The sequence below is a fragment of the Adhaeribacter rhizoryzae genome, assembly GCF_008629685.1.
GTDB lineage: Bacteria > Bacteroidota > Bacteroidia > Cytophagales > Hymenobacteraceae > Adhaeribacter > Adhaeribacter rhizoryzae.
Genome location: NZ_VWSF01000014.1, coordinates 1 through 16,006, shown reverse-complemented (window position 1 = coordinate 16,006; position 16,006 = coordinate 1). Strand labels below are relative to the sequence as shown.

Genomic DNA, 16,006 nt, shown 5'->3' with positions numbered 1-16,006 from the left:
AAGTAGCCAATAAACAGATAATTATTCCCCCAGCATTAGCCGAAAGTTTCCATCCTAAGATTAGGATGGAATTGATTTACTAAATAACTGATGTTACACAAAAGCCAAATAAATGGAAGTTTAAGTAACAAGTTTCTGTCATTCAGGAGGAAACTATGTAGCAGACAGCCAAATAGTTTCCTCCTGAATGACATAAATGGGCATCAAAGACAAGTGGAAAGTATACAGTTTAATTTTGCGTAACATCAGTTAATATATATCTATCCTGGAAATCTGGTAATGAAGATAATTAGCCTTGAATTGGTTTAAAATCATGCATAAAAGAATATTAGTGCTGCTCTTTTGGGTATTTACAGGTGCCAGTTTACAGGCGCAGGCACCAACCTTTACCAATTCCGTCGGGATAGAATTTGTTTTGATTCAGCCAGGCAGCATGGTAGTAGGTAAATTTGAACCGGCGGTAAGTCGGCTCAAAAACAAACCCGCTAACCGGAGAACCTTACCCGAATCGACGTACGTGAAAGCCGACGAAATGGCCCGGCAGGCAGCTCAACCAGGTTTTACTGTTACGTTAGATAAGCCTTATTACATTGGTAAATTTGAAGTAACGCAGGCGCAATGGCAAAAAGTAATGGGCAATAATCCGTCCTTCTTTAAAGGCGATAAGGTGGTGGATGATGCCGGCAAACACCCCGTAGAAAATATTACCTGGCAGGACACCCAGAAATTTATTCAAAAATTAAATAAACTTGACCCAGCGCACCGCTACCGGCTACCTACCGAATTTGAGTGGGAGTATGCCGCCCGGGCCGGAGCTGAAGGCGATATCCCTTGGCCGGATGCCCGCGCCATGGCTGTGCTGGGCGGTACTACTACCAGTACTATCGGCCAAAAGCAACCCAACGCCTGGGGCCTATACGACATGCTGGGCAACGTATGGGAATGGGTGCAGGATTACTACAACGAAAAAATATTCCCCGACCCGGTTCCCCCGCGCTCCGGCAAACAACACGTACTAAAAGGCGCTTCTTTTACCGGCGACTCCAAAAATGCCACCTACATGACCCACGCTGCCGGACCCGGTAATGGCTACGATATTGGTTTCCGGTTGGTAATGGAAGTGAAGTAGCAGTTAGTTAATAGATTGGCTTAATTTTAATGAAGGTGTCTATATTGTTAGTATTTAACAAAAACCTATGAAGACTCTAAATAATCAAACTAGTAAAGTTATTTTTAATAGTCGAGAGATAGTTAAGACAACCCCGGAGTATCAGCAAAAAGTTGGCATTATTAGAGATAAAATTAATTTGAAGTACCAAGTTGTAATAAAGAATGAAAGAAATCCAATTAAAAAATTTTTTCTAATAATTAAGAAGAAAATTGAATTAAAAAGAGCTATAGAACAATTAACCTCCTTGGACAAAATGTATTTAACTGTGAAATAGGATGTTTTTTTAATCATACCTGTTAATATTTTTAGAATCACTTTGCCTAAACACTTACCCTGGCGCAAGTTTAGCGAAGCGTAACTTGTGTCTATAGATTACAGGAAGTTTTCAACTTCCGGAAGTCGGAGACTTCCTCTTTGAATATTTACCAGCCAGAAACTGACACGAATGAAAAAGTGAGCAACTTATTACTTAAAACTTTTAACTTATTACTTGAAGGCCTTTGAAACTACTCCTGAACCTACTTATACTTTTGCTGCTAACCAACTGCACGGTAGCCCAGATTCCGGCCGGCTATAAACGAATATTTAACGGCAAAAATTTAAAAGGCTGGCACATCAGCCGCACCACGCATCAGGGCACCACGCCCAGCGTACAGGTAAAAGATGGCGCCATTGTCCTGACGCAGCAGCCGTTCGGCCAGGGTGGCGTGTTGTTGTCGGATAAAAAATACAAGAATTTCGAATTGTACCTCGAAGCCAAAATTGATTCTTTTACGAACGGCGGTATTTTTATTCGTTCCTCCGAAAGCGGCATTGCTTACCAGATTGAGTTAGACGATGCCGCCAACAGTACGGGTAATTTATTGGGCGAACGCATGCCGGTAAGTAAACCTATGCGCGCCACCGATCGGGCAAAAGTATGGCGGCCCAACGATTGGAATTCCTTCAGGATAAGAATGGTAGGGGAGGTTCCGCATATTACACTCTGGATTAATGGCGTGCAGATGTGGGACGTGACCCAACCCAAAAACGACTTTACCGCCGGGGCCACTACCGGCATGATTGGCTTACAATCGCACTGGACAACTTTGTTCTCGCCGGCCGAAGTAAGCTGGAATATTCTGGATTCCTGGGCCCCTGGTGCGGTGCATCGCTTCCGGAATATTGCGGTTAAAGAATTGCCTGCCGACCTGAAAGAATAAATTATTGCTGGTACAGAATATTACTGCTGCTTGGTGGTTGCGGAACAACTCGAAGCATTGGTATTATTAATAAAATAATCAATTCATAATATTTATAGGAATGAAAGCAACGTCTGGTCTTGCTGTAAAATATTGCCTTGGTTTAATCTTGTTTTTAAGTTTTTTGGGTTGCGGCCGCTCAAAAGAAAATACCGAAAATACTAAACGTCCGAATGTGGTGCTTATTTTAACCGATGACCAGCGTTGGGATGCGCTGAGTGTAAACGGTAATCCGCACCTGAAAACGCCTAATATTGATAAACTAGCGGCCGAAGGCGTTAATTTCAAAAACTATTTCTGTACCACTTCACTTTGTTCGCCCAGCCGCGCTTCTATCCTGAGTGGTAAATATGCGCACGCGCATGGAGTGGTTAATAATTTTACCGAATTTCCGGCGGGCTTACCCAACTTCCCAAGCGTGCTGCAAAAAGAAGGTTACGAGACAGCGTATATCGGAAAGTGGCACATGGGCGAGGGAAACGACGAGCCGCGGCCCGGCTTTGATTATTTCGTTACCCACAAAGGACAGGGCAATTATTACGATACCGAGTTTAATATAAACGGCGCGGGCAGTAAACTTATAAAAGGCTATTACACCAATGTGGTTTCTAAACTGGCCAACGATTGGCTGCAAAAAGACCATACCAAACCTTTTATGCTTATTTTGGGCCATAAAGCACCGCATAGCTTCTACACGCCCGAACCCAAGTACGCTAAGGCTTTCGAAAACGTCCGTATAACTTACCCCGAAAGTGCTTTTGATTTGCAAGATAAACCCAACTGGATTGCCCAGCGGCTGCCCACCTGGCACGGCATTTACGGCCCGCTATTCGAATGGCGTAAAAACTTCCCGGATTCTTCGGCAGCGGCAGTAAAGGATTTCCAAAACATGGTGCAGGCTTACTGGGCTACCATTCTTTCGGTAGATGATAGTGTAGGCGAGATTTACCGGACGTTAAAAGAGAAAGGCGAACTGGATAATACCATTTTTATTTTTACTTCGGATAATGGTTTGCTGAACGGCGAACATGGCATGGTAGATAAGCGCACCATGCACGAGCCTAGTATTCGTATTCCGTTGGTAATACGATACCCGGGTTTAACGCCCGTAGAAAAGCCGGTGGTGGTTGAAAAACAAGTTTTAACCTTAGACATTGCGCCTACCATCCTGGAGCTATGCGGCGCGCCGCCTTTGCAAAATATTCACGGGCAATCTTTTAAAAACTTAGTGCAGGGCGATACCGCTAACTGGCGCACGGCGTGGTTTTACGAATATAATTACGAAAAGCAATTCCCATACACACCCAACGTGCGGGGCATTCGCACCGACCAATGGAAATATATGCATTACCCCACCGGCAATGGCTCCCCCGATAAGCACTTGGCCGAATTGTACCACCTGGCGGTTGATCCGGGCGAAAATAAAAACCTGATTAATGACCCGGAATATGCGGCTAAGATAACAGAATTGAAAAATCAACTGGCCCAATTGCTAAAACAAACCGGCGCTGACCCGGATAAGATGCCGGTTGATGAAGGTATCAAAACTGCCTTACCTGAGAAATCAATCCGGTAATATTTTGTAATTTCTGAGATAGAATATTCTGGAGTTATACCAAATAGGAGGTTCCAAAACAGCACGGCGAATAGCTTTTCCTACCCGTCATTCTGCAGAATTCGAAGAATTCCAAAAGAATCTTCTGCATAAGTTGGATAAACAGGTAATAAACCTAGCCTGATATTTACCTGTAACGCTTTCTATGCAGAAGATTCCTTCGGAATGACCGAGAGGAATGTATTTAGCTCCAAATATTGCGGTCAGCCTGAGTGGGAATTTTTTCAAACACTGAAGAAGAAATGACCTAATAATGTATGTCATAGGTAGCCTGTCGAAGGATCTAAATCTACTTTTATAATGCTGTTATAGATCCTTCGACAGGCTCAGGATGACCAAGAGCAAACATTCAAGCGCAGCAAGCATTTTATTTTGGTATTATATTATTAGCTATGGAAGGTACTTCATACTAACTGGTACTAAAATAAAAAACCTCCCAGGGCTTAAAGACCGGGGAGGTTTAAGCTGAATAATACCATTAAAAAACGAAACTTACGCTTAGGTGTTTACTACTGGGTCATCCTGAGCTTGCCGAAGGATCTATTACAATTATATAAAAAGTAGATTCACCTATTTCGACAAACTTAGGATGACTACAATAATGTAAGCGCAATACCCAAATAAATAATAAGGGTATGGCGCTTACTTTCTTAGTTGCCGCCAGCCCGGTTTAGTTCTTCCAGGTTGGTGTTACGTTTTTTAGCTTCAAACTGGCTGCCTTTGTTAAAGCGGTAACGCAGGTTAAACCGTACGCTTTGCTGCCCAAAATATTGATTAAACTCATTAATATTGCCGTTGTAGTTAGCCTTACCAATCACCCGGCGGGTCCGGAAAATATCGGTAACATTTAAGCTGGCTTCGAGTTTATCGGTCAGGAAAGTTTTCTTAATGCCCGCATCCACGCCCCAGTTAGCCGCTATTTTGTATAAACCATACGCCCCAGCCCCCTGGTAAACACCATTTAATTCTAACCTAAAGTTTTTAGGTAACTGAATATTGCTCGTAGACTGGGCGTAGAAGAAAAGCTGTTCGTTGCGCATGGCTTGTTCGTTCATTATAATAGTATAATCCTGGTGCGATAAAGTCAGGTTGTTGCTGATATCCCATTTAGGCGATACTTTAACGGGAGCCACCAGCGTAGCGCTTAAATCTTTAAACTGGTCTACGTTGCGTTGCTGGAAAACCGTGATGCGGGTTTCTACAAACTGCTCCGGAATTTCGGCCATAAAATCGTTGGTAACGGCGTAACCCAGCGTTAAGTTATAGGTGTTTTTAAACATTTGCACCACCTGGAACGAATTGGTGTATTGCGGCCGCAAATAAGGGTTGCCGCTGGCGTAAGTATATTTATCGAGGTAGAATACAAAAGGGTTAAGGGCTTCGTAGCGGGGCCGGTTAATGCGGCGGCTGTAGTTGTAGGTAACCTGGTAGTCTTTGTTTACTTTCTGGGTAATAAACAGGCTCGGAAATAAATTTAAATAGTTACGGGTGTTGGTAGAATCGGTGGTAACAGAGTAGCCTTCGGCATCAGTTTTTTCGGCCCGTAAACCAGCTTGTATTTTAAATTTTTCGCCAAGGTTGGTGCTAAAATTAGCGTAGCCGGCAAAAATATTCTCTTTGTAAATAAAATGGTTGCTCTTTCTTAAATCCAGGCTTTTTACTTCGTCGGGGTAATTAAAGAATTTCAGGTCGCTGTCGGAGGTTACGTGGCTGGCTTTGGCGCCTAGCTCAAACTTGGTATTTTTGTTTAGCGGTTTAGTAAAATCTACCTTAGCCGAATAAATATTAAACACGGGCCGGTTTTCGCTGGTGAGTAAATCCAGGCGGCCTAAGCCGGGGTCAGTTACTTTTTTGGTATAATTAATAAATTCGGCTTCTCTTTTGTCGTGCAAAGCCACGTAATCTAAATCGGCGGTAAGCGTGGTGCCGGTAGTATCTAGCTTGCCGGAATAATGCGCGTTAAAAGTAGTGTTGTAAAAGCTGCCGTTAATTAAGTTAGTAGCGCTGGTTAAAGAGTCCTGCTGCACGTTGCCGTTGCGGAGGTAGGTATCGGTCCGGAAATCATTATCGGCCCGGAAAAGCATTAAATTAGCCATTACACCTACGCTGTGTTTTTTATTGATGTCGTAATCGGTGCCTAAGCGCAGGGTCGGAATATCCCGGATACCTTCTTCGCGGGCGTTCTGGTCGAAGTTGGTGCTAAGTTCTTCGCCTTTAAACAAGCGGGTAAAAGTAGCAATACGCAACTGGGTACGGCGGGCCACATCTAAATTAGCAAAAGAATTCCACTTGCCTTTTTTGTAGTTAATATTGCCGCCGCCCGAAAAGCCTTGCAAGCCATTATTCTGCAAACCCCCGTAAATGCTGCCGTTAATGCCGGTCAGGTCGTTTTTCTTTAAATTAATATTAATAATACCGGCCGTACCTTCGGCATCGTACTTGGCCGAGGGGTTGGTAATTATTTCCAGGTCTTTCAGATTCTCCGCCGACATGCCCTGCAGCATGGTTTGCAGCTCCTTGCCCGATAAATAAGTCAGTTTGCCATCTATCATTATCCGGACGCCGGCTTTGCCGTTTAACTGAATATTGCCGTCTTGGTCTACAAATACGCCCGGCGATTTAGCCAGTACATCGTAAGCGGTGTTGCCAGCGGTTAAAGCCGTGCCTTCTACGCTCACCACCATTTTATCCGGATGGTTAACAATGGTGGGGCGCAGGGCCTGCACTTTTACTTCGGCCAGTTGTTTGGTGTTTTCTTTTAAGGTCAGGGTGCCGAAATTTTTCGAAAAATTTTCGTTGGTTACTTCAAAAGCAGGAGTATTAATGTTGGCATAGCCAATTAAGCTTATCCGTAGCAAATATTTTCCGGCGGCAGGGGTTTTTATCGCAAAGCTGCCGGCTGCATCGGTAATGGCTCCCGTAACTGCCACCGAATCAGAAGTGCGCAGTACCGCCACATTGGCAAAACCAACGGCAGCGCCTTTGCTATCTTGCAGCATACCCGTCAGACTACCGCTAGCCTGGGCACTAACCAGGTGCGTGCTTGCCAGGAAGAAAAATAAAATCAGACGAGAGTACCAAGTTTTCATAGTATGTTTTTTTATTAAGGGTTTGGGTGATAAGAATTAAACTTGTTTAAACCAGCATTGTGCCATATTGTAAAAAGCTGTTTTAAAGCTATTTAAGGAGTAAATGCTCGTTATGTGTGTCCGGAAACAATACACATTTCGTTCGTTTCCGCACAATGGAAGCCAACAAAATAGCTATGTATATTTTCAGCTTTGGTTTTAACCAGGTTTACTGTATTACCCAGATGCAACCGCGGCTAATTGCGTTGCCTGTGCTTTTATATTTTTACTGAGAGTAAGCTTTTATTCCGTTCCGGAAAGAGCACACTGTTCATTTTGTAAAAAGTTACAGCAACCTTATTGCCTTAGCTTAAAATTTTTTAGGTAGCTATTGGCTTAGCTTCACGCAATTCTTGTTTTGTAAAAGCCTGCACTATTGCTATCGTTTTTGATACAATTATCCGATACGCTCAAGCTAATTGAAAGTAGTATTGTCTGAACAGCGGAAATTAAGGGGCGAATGGTAGATTTTGCGGGTTAAAATGCCGGACAAATCGGGCCTATGCGTGCGGTTTTATTTAAATATTTAAAGCGGTAAAAGCAGTTAAGCTGAATAAAGTTGAGCGGAAGGAATGGGAATTGGTTATTCTGGCAAATTATTGCTTACCGAAATTATTGAGCATGTTTAAGCAAATTAGCCGGTTGAAAGCTGGCTTTAGTTCTTGGTTACAAGTTGCCATTGCGCTTAAACTTAAACCAGATAAGGCCATATTCTGGTGGTGCAGCAAAGAAATACTACTAATATTAAATAAGAATTGCGCTTACATTATTGTTGTCATCCTGAGCTTGTCGAAGGATCTATAACAGCATCGTAAAATAACCAATCAGGAATAAAAAAACCTGCCCGTAAGGGCAGGTTTCGCGTTTTTGCTGTGTGTTGTTAAATAAGGGGGAATATTAATTTGTTTGCAGCATAGCTACAAAGTTTTCTGATTGTTTCGGCGATAAAACGGCTACCACATTTTTCTGGTAAGCTTCTTCAATGTCTTTTAATTTTTTAGCCCGCATCGCAGAGTCGTTTGCATACATTTCGTTTACTTCTTTAGCTGCAATCAGTTTTTCCAAAGTGTAAGCTTTTACTCTAATGTATTCTTGTTCGTTAAAACCAATTTTTTGGGCTAACTGGCGGGTAGTTTCAGTGGCTTTGGCTCTGATTTGCTCGGGTGTATCGGCAGCCTGGGCAGATACTAAAACAAAAAGTAAGAAGGCGGAGGTAAGTAGTTTTTTCATGGCGTAAATGTTTGCTATAATATTTAAGTTTTTAAGTAGGTGTTTTTTGCTTTGTAAATATTGTTAATTAAATATATGCAATTATATATAATTAAGCTTACATAATCAAAATATTTTGAGTAAAATAATTTAAATTATTTTTTAAATAATACTATTCCTTAGAAATGTGAATAATTGTCCAGAATTTGGAAAATTATTGCCTCGAAATTGCCTATTTTTAATCTGAATTCTACAACCCAAAAGTAGTAAAATATTTACTAAAACGCATTCAAGAAGCAATTTTATATTTAATATACGTAAAAGTATATATTTAGTTAAGGCATCAATTAAGGCTAATAATATTCTGCATAAGTAATTGCTAAAAGAGTTAGAAATATTAGAATGTTACTAAAAAAAATATGGTTTTATAAGTTTTAGATATTACAAAAGCTGATAAATATTGGTGGTATAAGAGCTACCAGGTTCAATTTTTTTAGGTGAGCAAGAGAAAGGGTGGCTGATATTATTTAAATAAATGCGTAGTAAGCTGGCTGGAGAAACTAGTTACCAGACGGGTATTTAGTTAAACTATTCACCTAAAAAGAAAAGCTACAACCAAACGCTGGTTGTAGCTTCTCTTTTTAGGCGAAATATTGGAGTCTTTAGATACCTAACGATTTAAAGAAAGCTTCGGGGTTCGGTTCGCGGCCCAGAAATTCTTTCACCAATTCGTATTCATCGCGGCTGGCGCCGCTAGCCAGAATAATATCGCGGTACCGGGCACCGGTTTTAGCATCCAGAATGCCATTTTTTTGGAATACCGAGAACATATCTTCGGCGTATACTTTACTCCACAAGTAACCGTAATAACTGGCACCATAGCCATTTAAGTGACCAAAAGCAGCTTGCATGTTGGTGCCTTCGAGGTAAGAAAAGGGCAGAATACTGTTTTGCAGTTCTTTTACCAGGTCGGTGGAAGTTTGGGTGCCGTTGGGGTTAAATTTATCATGCAGCGTAAAATCCAGAATACCGTAAAATATTTGCTGCGAAGCGGCAATGCCGGAACCCACGTTGCGGGCCGCCAGCATTTTCTGGTGTAGTGCCGCGGGTAATATTTCGCCGGTTTTATAGTGTTTCGCAAATAATTTTAAGGCATTGTAATCCCACACCCAATTTTCAAAAATCTGGGAAGGAGCTTCCACAAAATCGCGTTTAACCGAGGTGCCCGATTGGCTGCCTAATTCGGCTTTGGTGAGCATGTTGTGCAACACGTGGCCAAACTCGTGAAAAAATGTATTTACCTGGCTGTGCGTTAAAAGCGCGGGTTTATCGGCGGTAGGAGCATTAAAATTACAAATAAGCGCAGCGGTTGGTAGCTGGTAAGTTTTACCGTACTGCTTGCCCTTCCGGATGGGGAAACAGGCGGCATGGGTATATTTATTATCGCGCGGGTGCAAATCTAGGTAAAAGCGGCCAATGGTAGCGCCATTCTGTTTTACTTCAAATAACCGCACCTCGGGGTGCCACACCGAAGCATTTTTTACTTCGCTGTATTGAATGTTAAAAAGGTTTTGGGTAATCTGGAATAAACCGCTTAGTACATTATCCAAAGCAAAATATTCTTTTAACTGCTCCTGGTCTAGTTGGTATTTGGTGCGCATGAGCTGGTCGTTGTAAAAGGCGGTTTCCCATGGGCTGAGCGTTGTAGCGGTCGGATTTTTCAGGTAAGCTTGTTTTACGGCCAGCAATTCGGCTACATCTTGCTGGGTTTTTTGCTTTACGCGCGCTATCAGGTTGTTTTCGAACTGCCAAACGGCATCGGGGGTTTTTACCATGCGATCGGCGGTGCGGTAAGCGGCATAAGTAGGGTAGCCCAGCAGGTTAGCCATTTTTTGCCGTTCCGCTAATAATTGCTTCAGCACGTCCAGGTTTTTATCGGCAGCCCGGTTATAATATTTAATATATAACTGCCGGCGCGCCTGCTCCGAAACAGCATACCGCATAAAAGTAGTGTAAGAAGGCCCATCCAAAGTAATAATATATTTATCGCCTTCTTTTTTCCGGCTCTTCCGGTAGTCTTCGGGCAACCCTTGCATATCGGCTTCGGATACGAGCAAGTAATCTTTGTGCGCCGCAATATTTCTATCAAAGGCCAGGCCCAGTTCCGAAATTTTGTTATTTATTTCCTGCAGCTCTTTCCGTTTTTCTGGCGTTAGGGCAAAGCCGTTGCGTTCATAAGATTCTATTGTTTCCCGGACAAATTTTTGCCGGGCACCAGTTAGTTTTTTTGCTTCCACTGATTGGGAATAAGCTTTAACGGCCGCGTACAGCTTTTCGTCCAGCTCCAGTTCGTTGCTCAGTTTATCTAATATTTCCAGGCTTTTCTGGGCTTGTTTTAGCAGAGCCGTATCGGGGCTGGCATTGGCCAGAATATTAACGCCGGTCAGCACCGAAACAAATTTATCCGAAAGGTTATCGGAGGCCAGCATGGTGTTGGCAAAAGTGTGTTGGCCGGGCTTAATGGCATAAATATTCTGCAAATTGGCTTTGGTATCGGCAATGGCCTGGTCGGTGGCATTTTTAATATCGGCAACTGTTACCGCTTTAAAATTTATGACGCCATTTAGTTCGGGCAACAACGGGTTGCGCGGTTTAGAATTTTGGGCAGTAGCCGGACAACTGGCAAAAACCAGCAGCAAAGCCATAACCAGCAGGAATGGCTTAATAGGTTGAATATTGATTGTTGGGTGCATGTTAATTAGGAGCTTAGATATTTATTAAAGATAATCATATTAGTCCGTGCTCAGGCAAATAGGCAGGTAGTTTATTTCCTAGCATATTAGTAATTTTTGCTTTCAAAAATAAGCATTAAAATAGCTCAGATTTTTTTGAATAGCATTTGCTAACCGTCATCCCGAGCTTGCCGAGGGATCTATTACCGCCATGCTAACAGGAATTGCTCTACTCCTGACCGAGCGGGAAGATCAGCAGCTCCAATAACTGTTCAAAAATTTAGATAGGGTGAAATGAGCCATTAATCTATACTAAAGCACTCCACTTGAATCGAATTGCTAACTTAAGTATCAAAAGCCATTTCCTTCTATATGAAGCTTCATTTTTATAAGGGTAATAGATCCCTCGACAGGCTCGGGATGACGGTTAGCAAATGCTATTCAAAAAAATCAGGGCTAACCCTATATATAAAGGTTTTCTAGTTAATAAGTTTGGATTATCAAACAATTAATAATATTTCATAGAAATATAGATGTGACATTCCGACAAAAATGCATTTTGGATTAATATACTTTTGGTAAAGAAATTCCTTTAATTTTCCGGTACAGCGAAATGGCAGCTTGGTCGGTCAAGCCCGAGATAAAATCGGTGATGCGTAAAATGCGGTCATACGTATTGGAACTAATGGTACGGTTGACATCTAAATATTGATCGGGTACTAAGTCGAGTAGTTTCTGGTGGCGACGGGAGCTAGGTTCAAATACGGCTTTCAGGAAAACTTCTAATAACCCGCCCAGTACTTCAAAGCCGGCCGCTTCAATTTCCAGCACGGGCCGGTTGCGGTAAATTTCTTTCACCGATAAAGTTTTAATTTTATCCAAAACCGCTTTTACCGAAACTTCCCCGATTAAAGGCTTATCGTATGCACCGGTCAGGATAGCGGCTTCGTTTTGGATAAATATATCGGCTGTCTCGTTTATGAGTTTATCAATAATGCGGGCCCGCAGGTAGCCAAGTTGCTCGCGCCAGTCGTAAAAAGTAAGTCGCGATTGCCGTTCCGATGTTTCTTCTAATATTTCGCGCAATAGACCAATGCCTTGCTCCGGCGGAATAAGGCCCAGGCGGCAGCCATCTTCAAAATCAATAATGCGGTAACAAATGTCGTCGGCGGCTTCTACTAAAAATGCCAGCGGGTGCCGATGGTAAAATACCTGGTTATCGGTAGCTTTCGGCAGTAAGCCCAGCTCGTCGGCAATAATCCGGAACCAGTCTTTTTCGCTTTGGAAGAAACCGTATTTTTTCTCGCTGGTGTTGGCGGTGCCTTTTAGTTTGGGTAAGCTTTCTTTGGGATATTTGGTAAATGTAGCCAGGGTAGTATAAGTCAGGCGCAGGCCGCCGGGCATGTTGCACTGCGCCGGGTAAGTATGGGTTAATATCCGGAACCCGGAAGCATTGCCTTCGAAATTCTGAAGGTCGGCTTTTTGCGCATCGTTAAGTTCGGTAATAAATGGCTGGGCCTCGTTGCTCTGGAAAAAGGCCGAAATAGCGTCTTCGCCGGAGTGCCCGAAGGGTGGGTTACCAATATCGTGGGCCAAACAAGCGGCCGCTACAATATCGCCAATATTAGAGTCGTTTACCTGGTTGGTTTTACTAAGGTTGGGGTAGTTCTGCAATATTTGTTTGCCCACCAGGCGACCTAGCGAGCGGCCCACGCAAGAAGTTTCGAGGCTGTGGGTTAAACGGGTATGCACAAAATCGCTTTCGGGCAAGGGCATTACCTGGGTTTTATTTTGCAGCCGCCGGAAAGCCGAAGAAAAAACAATCCGGTCGTAGTCGCGCTGGTATTCGCCCCGTACCCATTCGTCGGAACTGGTTAGCACCTGATTTTGGTAACGCTTGCGGGAAAGCAGTTTTTCCCAATGCATTTTATTCATACCGCATACACTCATTTGTTGCCGGCAAGTAAAGGCTAAATCTTTTAAAGTAAAATACTTTGGCCGGAATTAATGCCTAAATAAATCTGGTGGTTAAAAACAAGTGCTAGTAATATATTAAGTTACCTTTTAATAAATCTGGCTTGGTGCACTTCTTTTTCCTGAATAATTTGGAGTACATACAATCCGCTTTTCAGGCCGGGTACATCGAGGTAAAAAGGGTTGTTGCCCGGAGTTACATTCCGGGCCAGCAAAGCATGTTCGCGGCCAATAATATCGTAAACCCGGATGAGTATGCGGCCGTTGGCCGGTGTCTGGTATTCGAAATGCAGGCTGTTTTGAGTAATAGGGTTTGGAAAAAGCTGGAGCCCGAAGGCTAAATTTGTTTCGGTACCCACCCGACGCGATGGCGAATAATTATACAGGTCGTTCTGAGTTACCAGCCGCAGGCGGTAATAGGTAAAACCCGTAGCAGGGCGGGAATCGGTAAAGGAATATGTACGGCCGGCGCCCGCCACCGTCTGGCTGCCGAGCGGGTACCACGCAATGCCATTAATGCTTTTCTGAATTTCATAGAAAGCCAGGTTGGTTTCGGTTTGACTCACCCAGCTTAACAAAGCAGTACCGTTGGTTTGCAGGGTAGCTTCAAAAGAAAGTAACTCGGTTGGTTGCGGACAATTAGTCGCCACCAAAGGCACCATGCGCGTAGGGCTGCAAATATTATTCTGGAAACTTCGGCTAGCCACGTGGTTGCCGCCTTCCACATCGTTGCGGCCACTAAGGGTGCGGGTAACCTGCGCGCGCGCAATAGAATAATGCATCACCGACCGGGGCTGAATAATGTGGGCCAGTTGGTGCGCATGGCCTAATTCGTGTAAGGTAGTTGTCTGGAAATCGTACTGGTTAGCGGTGGGCGTAGCCGGCCCGAATTGCCAGTTGGAGCGGTCGTTAAATTCAAAATCAAATTCGCTGACCAGGTAAGAAAAGGTGGTGCCGGTTTGGCAGCCTTCGTAGCGGCTAACGGTGCGGCCTAATACGTTCGTGGGCAAGTCGCCGGGGCCGGCTAACCTTACCAGGTTAATATTATCTTCGGCGGTGGTATTAGCGGTAGAGGTAACGGCATCGGCTACCCAGTTAATATTGGTGTAGCAAGTCCAGGTTTGCATAGAACGGTTAAAAGCACTCCGGGCCGCCGCCGGCATATTGGCCGCAAACTGGATGCTATAGCCGCCCTGTCCATTGGCATTAATATGGTACGGCTGGTAAGCTTTGTCTTCTTTTAAAACGTTCGAAACTGCGTACCGGATGGCTAGTTCGGCGGTGCTGGTAGCTATGCGCGTATCGTTGCTGTTCATTACCCGTATTTGGCCGGTTCCGGCTACGCCGTTCCCGCCGCCCGCCGGAATAGAAGGTACCTTTAATTGAATGATATTATCGCTCCAGGAAATATAATCTGCATCTAAGGGCCGGATAAAAGTGCTGCCGCCATCGTTGGCATTTTTAAATTCCACAAACCCGGTCCCGCGCGTATTGCCAAAGTTCTCACCCGTAATGGTTAATATTGCCCCGGTACCGGCGGTAATTGTGTCCGGCGAAAACCCCGTAATAGCCGGTATGGCCTGGGTGCGGGCAGCACGGTTAGATAGGGGAGTTGTATAAATTGGAATATTTTTTAAATCAGGATTTTCTTTAATGGTTTTTAAAGTTATTTCGGGGAAAGCCAGCAGCGCCGGATAGACGTCGGTTGAAATGCTGCGGTACGCTTGGAATGGCTCGCCGGCGGTGTGGGAAGGAATATTATATCTAATAAAGCCTTGTAAACTACCATAAACACTGTAGCGGGTACTGCCCGGGAGCGCCTGATTAGCATTGGTAAAGTTAGATGGTTCCAGAAAAAATATTCCTTGTTGCCCTTGTTGCAAAGAAAGCGTAGCCGAATACACGTGCATTTTATTACCGACGGTGCCACCTTCGGTAATAATTTCTATTTGGGTTGCATTAGCTAACTGGCCTTTAAATATTTTGAAAACTTCTACGGTGTTGGCTGTGTAAATATTCTGTTGCCTTGCATCCCAGAAACTCTTCTGGGCTAAAACCTTGCCTTCCAGAATAACCGTAGCCTGTTCTACGCGTTGCGCCAGCGGCATTGGAATCAGCATACAGGCATCTTGCGCTTTACCTGTTTCCGGCATAATTGCTAAAAACCAAAACAACATAAATGCTTTGATCCCGATAAACCAAAAACGCAGAAAACAACTGATTTTGCCGGACATAGTGCTAAATAAAATTTTTGCTGGTTAAGTTACGGTTTTGCCGCTTTTAATAAAACTAGCATTACACTGGTTTATTAACGCGGCAAGTTACAGGCCGGCTACAACTAATGGCAAAAATAATTTAGGTTAAAGATTAGAGGAAAACCTGTAATGCCAATGTGCCTTAACGATATTTCATAAATAGCCTGGTATTCCTGTTTATCTTTTGAAAGATTGCATCTTTCAAGGCGGAGGTGCTAACTGTATTTGAAAGTCTAAGTTTGCTCCCGGCCGCGGGGCCCCGTTTGGTCATTCGGGCTGTCTAAGCTTGTTTTCCTCGTACCTCGGAATGCTAAAGCACCACACCTTAGAAGGCCCTCATCGCCCAAACTGCTGTAGTTTACCAGTAGCTACGGCTTTTCTAGGTTCTATAATAATTATAAAAAATCAATGAACAAGCCTGCTCAACAAAGCAAATCCGCAACAAGACAGATAGGCCGAACTCCTTCCCTAATTTAGGGCTACGATTAGGACACAAAATGGAGCGGGGAGCTGTTGGGGGTAAATGGCAGATGCAATATTTAGCAACATTCGGATAGCGCGACGGGTCAAGCAAGTAGTAGAAAAGATAATAGAAAAGCAAAGTGTGGTGATACATCAGCTAAGTGCGAGCGAAGCCGAGCAGCGGAGTTACTACCGTCTGCTGCATAACCCCCGTTTGCA

General features: G+C 43.7%; 9 protein-coding genes. 4 read left to right on the top strand and 5 right to left on the bottom strand.

From position 1 onward, the window contains the following. Positions 1-313: 313 nt before the first annotated feature. The 4 genes from F0145_RS16775 to F0145_RS16760 all read left to right on the top strand — a co-directional run bounded on the left by F0145_RS16775 (position 314) and on the right by F0145_RS16760 (position 3,988). Complete coding sequence (locus F0145_RS16775) at positions 314-1,129, top strand: formylglycine-generating enzyme family protein (protein WP_150090027.1); 816 nt, start codon at positions 314-316, stop codon at positions 1,127-1,129. Between the two features lie 67 nt (positions 1,130-1,196). Beyond that, complete coding sequence (locus F0145_RS16770; protein ID WP_150090025.1) at positions 1,197-1,445, top strand: hypothetical protein; 249 nt, start codon at positions 1,197-1,199, stop codon at positions 1,443-1,445. Between the two features lie 226 nt (positions 1,446-1,671). After that, positions 1,672-2,373, top strand: coding sequence for a 3-keto-disaccharide hydrolase (locus F0145_RS16765; RefSeq protein WP_150090023.1), 702 nt, complete (start codon positions 1,672-1,674; stop codon positions 2,371-2,373). A gap of 100 nt (positions 2,374-2,473) precedes the next feature. After that, positions 2,474-3,988 carry a sulfatase family protein gene (locus tag F0145_RS16760; RefSeq protein ID WP_150090021.1) on the top strand — a complete coding sequence of 505 codons (1,515 nt, stop codon included), beginning with the start codon at positions 2,474-2,476 and terminating at the stop codon, positions 3,986-3,988. Positions 3,989-4,677: 689 nt separating this feature from the next. On the opposite strand, the gene F0145_RS16755 is transcribed toward F0145_RS16760, so the two are convergent. The 5 genes from F0145_RS16755 to F0145_RS16735 form a co-directional block, all read right to left on the bottom strand. After that, positions 4,678-7,116, bottom strand: a complete 2,439-nt coding sequence (locus tag F0145_RS16755) for an outer membrane beta-barrel protein (protein WP_150090019.1) — start codon at positions 7,114-7,116, stop codon at positions 4,678-4,680. Positions 7,117-8,052: 936 nt separating this feature from the next. Next, a complete protein-coding gene (locus tag F0145_RS16750) occupies positions 8,053-8,385 on the bottom strand; it encodes a hypothetical protein (RefSeq protein ID WP_150090017.1) in 333 nt (110 codons plus the stop codon). 641 nt (positions 8,386-9,026) lie between these two features. Continuing rightward, complete coding sequence (locus F0145_RS16745) at positions 9,027-11,117, bottom strand: M3 family metallopeptidase (RefSeq protein WP_150090015.1); 2,091 nt, start codon at positions 11,115-11,117, stop codon at positions 9,027-9,029. 543 nt (positions 11,118-11,660) lie between these two features. Continuing rightward, the gene (locus tag F0145_RS16740; RefSeq protein ID WP_317133187.1) at positions 11,661-13,031 is read right to left on the bottom strand and encodes a deoxyguanosinetriphosphate triphosphohydrolase; all 1,371 of its coding nucleotides are present in this window, start codon (positions 13,029-13,031) and stop codon (positions 11,661-11,663) included. Positions 13,032-13,153: 122 nt separating this feature from the next. Further along, the gene (locus tag F0145_RS16735) at positions 13,154-15,223 is read right to left on the bottom strand and encodes a T9SS type A sorting domain-containing protein (protein ID WP_190277577.1); all 2,070 of its coding nucleotides are present in this window, start codon (positions 15,221-15,223) and stop codon (positions 13,154-13,156) included. Positions 15,224-16,006: the final 783 nt, after the last annotated feature.